The 5,930-nt window shown below is 70.0% G+C and carries 5 protein-coding genes and 1 pseudogene; 2 read left to right on the top strand and 4 right to left on the bottom strand.

All coding sequences use genetic code 11. The features are described 5' to 3' along the window. From VN378_RS16765 to VN378_RS16750, 4 genes and pseudogenes are all read right to left on the bottom strand, one after another. Positions 1-252: pseudogene (locus VN378_RS16765) on the bottom strand (beta-ketoacyl-ACP synthase III); the annotation flags it as partial. 107 nt (positions 253-359) lie between these two features. Continuing rightward, on the bottom strand, positions 360-1,217 hold the full coding sequence (locus tag VN378_RS16760; protein WP_325744696.1) for a CoA ester lyase: 858 nt from the start codon (positions 1,215-1,217) through the stop codon (positions 360-362). A gap of 150 nt (positions 1,218-1,367) precedes the next feature. Next, positions 1,368-2,045: an SDR family NAD(P)-dependent oxidoreductase gene (locus tag VN378_RS16755; protein WP_325744695.1), complete on the bottom strand. Its 678-nt coding sequence runs from the start codon at positions 2,043-2,045 to the stop codon at positions 1,368-1,370. Between the two features lie 112 nt (positions 2,046-2,157). Then, complete coding sequence (locus VN378_RS16750) at positions 2,158-2,649, bottom strand: GAF domain-containing protein (protein ID WP_325744694.1); 492 nt, start codon at positions 2,647-2,649, stop codon at positions 2,158-2,160. A 265-nt stretch (positions 2,650-2,914) separates the two neighbouring features. Between VN378_RS16750 and VN378_RS16745 the strand changes: the two genes are divergently transcribed. Next, a complete protein-coding gene (locus VN378_RS16745) occupies positions 2,915-4,396 on the top strand; it encodes a tetratricopeptide repeat protein (RefSeq protein WP_325744693.1) in 1,482 nt (493 codons plus the stop codon). A gap of 15 nt (positions 4,397-4,411) precedes the next feature. Further along, on the top strand, positions 4,412-5,908 hold the full coding sequence (locus VN378_RS16740) for a hypothetical protein (RefSeq protein ID WP_325744692.1): 1,497 nt from the start codon (positions 4,412-4,414) through the stop codon (positions 5,906-5,908). The last annotated feature ends 22 nt before the right edge of the window (positions 5,909-5,930 follow it).

Genomic DNA, 5,930 nt, shown 5'->3' with positions numbered 1-5,930 from the left:
GTTGGGGGCCATGCGGGCGGGGTCGAGCACGCCGGCCTTGTCGAGCACGAAGCGGCTCTTGATGCCGGAGGCCTTCTCGATGAACTCGACCGAGGAGGGCGTCAGTTCGGCGACGTCGCCTTCGAGGATTTCGGCGGCGTGGTCGATGTTGAACTGTTCGGCGTAAGCGTTGTAGGCGGCGACCAGCTCTTCGTTGGAGATGGACTGTTCGGGGGTGAACAGGCCGGTGGCGGCGATGACGGCGTGGGTCAAGGTGTGTTGGTCCCTATCACTCGGCGCGCGTCGCCTCGTTGCTTGAGGGACGTCCGTTGCGTTGAAGAACGGTCTTTAGGCCCGTCCGTCGCGGCGGTCGAGATGGGTCATCCGGCGCGATGCTCCGCGGCCTCATGCCGCGCCAGCAGACGGTGGGCGGCTTCGAGGTGGAGGCGTTCGACCATGCGGTAACCGACGCGGATGGCGCCCTTGCCCCGGGCGTCGGCGGCGGCGAAGGCGGCGACCACCTCGCGGGCCCGGGCGACCTCTTCGGGGGTCGGCGAGAAGGCGGCGTTGGCGGCGTCGATCTGGGCCGGGTGGATCAGGCTCTTGCCGTCGAAGCCGAAGGCGCGGCCCTGCAGGCATTCAGTGCGCAGCCGGTCCGCGTCGTCCGTGGCGTTGACCACGCCGTCGATGGCAAGAAGGCCGTGGCCGCGGGCGGCGGCGACGACGGCGGCCAGCCAGGGCTTCATCGGTTCGCGCTCGGGGCCGAGGACCAGGTTCATCCGCTCGCCGAAGTCGTTGATTCCCAGCATCAGGGCGGCCAGCGGCGCGCCGGCGCCGGCGCCGGCGATGGCGTCGAGCCGCAGGACCGACAGCGGCGTCTCGACCATGATCCACAGGGCGACGTCGGCGGGCAGATGGGCGGCGACGTCGCGGACGGCCTCGGGGCTCTCGATCTTGGGGGCGACCACGAAGTCGGGTTTGTGAATGCAGAGGGCGGTCAGATCATCCGCGCCCCAGGGCGTGTCGAGGCCGTTGACGCGGACCCCGACCCGGCCGCCGAAACCGCCCGCCGAGAGGGCCTCGACGGCGGCCTGGCGCGCCCCGGCCTTGGCGTCGGGGGCGACGGCGTCCTCGAGGTCGAGAATGACGGCGTCGGCGTTCAGGCCGCGGGCCTTTTCGATCGCGCGCGGATTGCTGGCCGGCAGGTAGAGGACCGAGCGGGTGAGGACGCTACTCATATCCGTTCATCCCGGCGAAAGCCGGGACCCAGTGCTTTGGGTGATGGGAAAGGTGGGTGTGACCCGCGATCGCTTGTCCTGAAACGCCAGCGTCAAGCTGGACAGAACTGGGTCCCGGCTTTCGCCGGGATGAACGGAGAAAGGCGGCCATCACACCCGGCCCGTGACGGGGATCAGGGCCCCCGTGACAGCACGGCTTTCCGGCGAGGCGAGGAACAGCATGACCCGGGCGAGGTCGGACGGCCGGACCCATTTGGCGGGGTCGGCGTCCGGCATGTCCTTGCGGTTCTGGTCGGTGTCGAGGATCGAAGGCAGGACGGCGTTGACAGTCACCGGGGTGGATTTCAGCTCTTCGGCCAGGGCCTCGGTCAGGCGGTGGACGCCCGATTTGGAGGCGGCGTAGGCGCCCATGCCGGCTGCGGCCTTGAGCGCGCCATTGGCCCCGACATTGACGATTCGGCCCTCCGTGGAGCGTTTCAGATGGGGCAGGGCGGCGCGGCTGGCGTTCAGGGCGGTGGTCAGGTTGAGGGCGAACATCTTCGCCCATGCGGGTTCCGCGTCGTCGGTGGTCTGCCAGACGAAGCCGCCGGCGATGTTCAACAGGGCGTCCAGCCGGCCGAAATGCGCGGCGACCGCGTCCAGGGCCTTCGTCGCCGCGGCGGGGTCGGTCAGGTCGACGCCGCCCAGTTCGAGGACGCCCTCGGGCGCCGTCTGGCCGGCGGCGTGATCGATGATCGCCACCTTCAGCCCGTCGGCCAGGGCCGCCTCCACGACGGCGCGGCCCAGCACGCCATGGCCGCCCGTCACCGCGATTACCCGTTCCGACATGCCGCACCTCCCGAAAACACAGTCCAATGAGTCCGAAGAGTCCATTTGAGTGGTCCCCGGACGGAAAAAAAGCAGTCCAATGAGTCCGAAGAGTCCACTGAGTCCACTCGGCTCAGCCGAAGACCTTGGCCATCAGCCGTTCGAGAGCATAGGCGTCGGTTGCGTCAAAAGCGGACGTCTCGGTGGCGTCGACGTCCAAAACCGCGATCAGGGTGCCGGACGGATCGAACACCGGGACAACGATCTCGCTGGCCGAGCGGCTGTCGCAGGCGATGTGGCCGGGGAAGGCGTGGACGTCGTCGACGATCCGGGTCTCGCGGTCCCGGGCGGCGGTCCCGCAGACGCCGCGGCCGAAGGCGATGCGCAAACAGCCGAGGGTGCCTTGATAAGGGCCGACCACCAGTTCGTCGGCCTTGTCGGGATCGACGACGTAAAAGCCGGTCCAGAAGAAGACGGGGAAGGCGTCCGCCAGCATGGAGGCGACCGTGGCCATACGGGCGATGCGGTTGGGCTCGCCGTCGAGGACGGCCAGAATTTCCTCCTCGAGCTCGGCGTAGCGCGCGGCCTTGTCGGCGGGACGGTCATCGCGGGCGAGATAGGACATACAGGGCTCCGGCGGTCTGGCCGATGCATATAGGGAGCCCCGCCCCCACTGGCGAGAGCCCGGTTTTCCCCTCACAGGCGAGTGCGCAAGCGACTGATTCGTGGGGATAAGTCCGCCGCCGGACACAAAAGGGCCGTGCTGCGGCAACGCTTTGTCGCAAACCAGCGTTAACCTTGACAGATGGTTAACTGGACGGAACTGTCCCGCCTGCGCAAGCTTCAGCGTGCGGGCCCCGGGCTGTCCGCTTTTGGTCGAAGGGGGGCGAATGCGCGACAATCATCCGGACCATGACGACCAGCCCCGCTCCGGAGGAGGGCGAGGCCCGATCGCCATTGCAGCGGTGGCGGGCGTTCTCGCCCTGACCGCCCTTGGCATGGTGTCGTGCGGCGATCGCAACGGCGTGCGTTTCTGGCAGCCGGCCGGCGCCGGGGCCGGCAACGCCTGTCCGCGTCCCGCCTCCCTGACCGGGTCCGAGTTCAACGCCCAGGAGACGGGTCTGCGGGCCCTGCGTCGCGCCGCCTTCCGCGGCGACTTCTTCGCCCAGCTGGAGCTGGGCGCGCGCTACGCCGCCGTCCGGGCGACCGACAAGAACATCGAGGACCCGATCGAGAGCGCGACCTGGTACGCCCTGGCCCTGTCCAACGACGAAGGCTACGCCCCGATCAACCGCGTCGACCGCGGCGGCTTCGGCGGCTGGCGGCCGCTGTCGAAATACGACGACTGCCGCGCCTGGGAGCGTCACGCGGCCTATCAGCGGCTGGACCGCCAGCTGGGCCAGATGACGCGCGAGGAGCAGGAGGCCGTCCGCGACCGGGTGATCTATGTGCTGTCGACCCAGGACGCCGACGGCTACCGCACCCTGGCGCGGCTGCATGACGGCCTGTACGGCCCGTTCGGCGAGCCGGAAGACAACCGCGAGGCCCGCGAGGCCTGGGGCCGCCCCCAGGGCGGAAACGGCCGCGACCGAAACCGGCGCGGCTACTACTCGGCGACCAATCTGTTCCAGCGCAACGACGTCGACGCCTATCTGTACAACTATCTGGCGGTGCAGACCGGCGACGTCGGGGCCTATGTCCTGCTGAAGGATTTCGAGCGCTCGGCCCCGAGCCGCGACCAGTACCAGCGCTTCGTCGAGACCAAGGCGCGGCAGTGGACGCCGCCGTTCGAATTCTATCCCAACAGCGCGCCGCAGTCGGGCGTGCCCTTCTCGGACGAAAGCCGTCCGCGCGGCGACGCCTATGAATACGCCCTGGGCCGGATGGCGAGCGAGCTGCCGTTCGTCCACGTCGGCCGGGCCCTGCGTTATCTCGGCATCACCGACGAGGTCGCCGCCCGGCCCGAGGACCTGTCCAAGCGCCAGATCGAGACGCTGGAGGCCATGCTGGGCCATCCCATGGAGGGGCGGCTGTCGTTCCTGGAGCGGGTGCGCGCGATCCAGATGGCGGCGATCAACGGTTCCTCCGAAGCCCAGCTGGTGCTGGCGGTGATGTACGCCGAGGGCATCGGCCTGCCCGCCGACTACGCCCGCGCCTTCAAATGGTTCGACGAGGCGGCGCGACAGGGCAGCCCCGAGGCCAAATTCGCCATGTCGAGCTATTTCGCCCTCGGCGTCTCGGGCGTGGCGGATCAGGACAAGGCCCAGGCCGTGGCCCTGAGGATCGATTCCGCCCTGGCCGGCTTCGGCCCCTCGGCCGGCCGCCTGCAGGCCGTGCTGGCCCAGGTCTCCCGTTCGCAGCAGCGCCGCTAAGGAGGGCGTAGCATCATGACCAGCCCCACGCCCTTCGCCCGGATCGCCAGCATCATAGGGGGCGCCGTCGTGATGGCCGCCGCCGTCGGCGCCTTCGTCCTGACCGGCGCCCCGACCGCGCGGGCCCAGGTCGCGGCCAAGGTGGAAAGCCAGACCCGGCCCAATTTCGGCATCCTGCTGGACCCGCCCGCGCGCAGCTACCGCAACCGCGGCTCGTCGCACCGGCGCTATGACTACGGCCGGCACCGGCCCGACTGGCGGCCCGGCTATCCGGGCGGCTATCCGCGCGGGGAAGAGGTCGTGCTGGTCGACTGCGGCGGCAATCCCGGCACCGGCGCGGTCGAGGACGCCGTGCGCCGCGTCCGGCCCGGCGGAACGCTGGTGATTCGCTCGCGGGGCGGGGCCTGCGTCGGCTGGCTGAACATCGACAAGCCGCTGACCATCATCGGCGAGGGCGGCTTCGATCCGCGCGACTGGGGCCGCAATCCGGCGCCGACCCTGATAGCGCCCGACGGCCTGCCGTGCATGACGGTGGCCCAGGGGGTGCGGGTCGAGATCCGCGACATGATGTTCGCCTCGCCCCACGCCGGCGACGCGGCCTGCATCGTCGGCTACGGAGCCGAGATCGTCATGAACCGGGTCGGCTTCCGCCATGCGGGGGACGAGGCGGCCATCTATGTCGACGGCGGCCTGCTGGACATCCGCAACGCCGTCATCGACGCCCAGACCGTGGCCCCGGCCATCGTCGCCGACGGCGCCGTCCTGACCGCCTGGGAAATGACGATCACCGGCGCCCAGTCGGGGCTTGAGCTGATCCCGGGCGCGGGCCAGACCTCGCGCATCGCATCGACGACCCTGAAGGGGACGGGCGCGCCCAACGCCTTCGGGCCGCGCTCGATCGGGGTGGTGGTGCGCTCGGCGCGCGACTACGGCCGGGTCGAGATCGAGAACACCGCCATCGTCGGCTATGTCGAGGGCGTCGCCGTCGAGGGGGCCTCGGTGCAGATCCACAACAGCCGCATCGGCCGTTCGGACAAGGGGGTGGTGCTCTACAACGGCGAGCTGAGGCTGGCCGACAGCCGTATCCGGGCCACCACGGTCGGCGTGGCCGCGGCCTCGGGCCATGCGGTGGTCGTCAACAACGTCTTCGCCGGCGTGCGCGAGGTCATCTATCGCGAGGCCCGGGCCACGGTGGAGGCCAGCGGCAACCGGGTGTGGTCGCAACACGTCTGCCGGCCCCAGTTCCGCGACAGGTACCGCGGCCGGTACGAACCGTACTGGCGGCCGGGTGACGGCTGGACCTGCGAGATCAACGCCTATCCGCGCGACTGGTGGGACGACGAGGACGGCATCCTGGGCCTGCCCTATCAGGACGACGGCTATCAGCCCGACGGCTATGGCGACTATCAGGACGGCCAGGGCTGGTACGACCGCGACGGGCGGTATGTGCCGGACAGCCGCTACCGCGGCGACGACCGCTGGAGCCGGGGCGGGGGGATGTGGGGGCGGTAGGCGCGGCAGGACTCGAACCTGC

Origin of the sequence: Brevundimonas sp. (assembly GCF_035561115.1) — a bacterium.
GTDB lineage: Bacteria > Pseudomonadota > Alphaproteobacteria > Caulobacterales > Caulobacteraceae > Brevundimonas.
This window is presented reverse-complemented; position numbering and strand designations above follow the sequence as displayed.